Source organism: Bradyrhizobium uaiense (assembly GCF_010811875.1).
Lineage (GTDB): Bacteria > Pseudomonadota > Alphaproteobacteria > Rhizobiales > Xanthobacteraceae > Bradyrhizobium > Bradyrhizobium uaiense.
In genome coordinates, this window is sequence record NZ_VKHP01000699.1 from 1 (window position 1) to 255 (window position 255).

Consider the following 255-nt stretch of genomic DNA (forward strand, 5'->3'; position numbering starts at 1 on the left):
GACGGCACGCCCGACGAGGTGAGGGCCGACCAGGCGGTGATCGACGCCTATCTCGGCGTTGCGCATCAGGACGTCACGGAGCTCGCGGTCTGATGTTCGATTATCAGTTTCTGATCGAGGTCTTGGTCGGCGGCCTGCTGTCGGGGGTGATGTATTCGCTGGTCGCGATCGGATTCGTGCTGATCTACAAGACCTCGGGCGTGCTCAATTTCGCGCAGGGCGCGATGCTGCTGTTTGCGGCGCTGACCTTCGTCA

1 protein-coding gene and 1 pseudogene are annotated in these 255 nt (G+C 62.0%); both read left to right on the top strand.

Annotation, left to right across the window (positions count from 1 at the left end):
- Nucleotides 1–93: ABC transporter ATP-binding protein C-terminal domain-containing protein (locus tag FNJ47_RS47130; protein WP_206685427.1), on the top strand; the 93-nt coding region annotated here is incomplete at its 5' end.
- Nucleotides 93–255, top strand: a pseudogene (locus FNJ47_RS47135) (branched-chain amino acid ABC transporter permease); the annotation flags it as partial. The gene FNJ47_RS47130 and the pseudogene FNJ47_RS47135, both read left to right, overlap by 1 nt.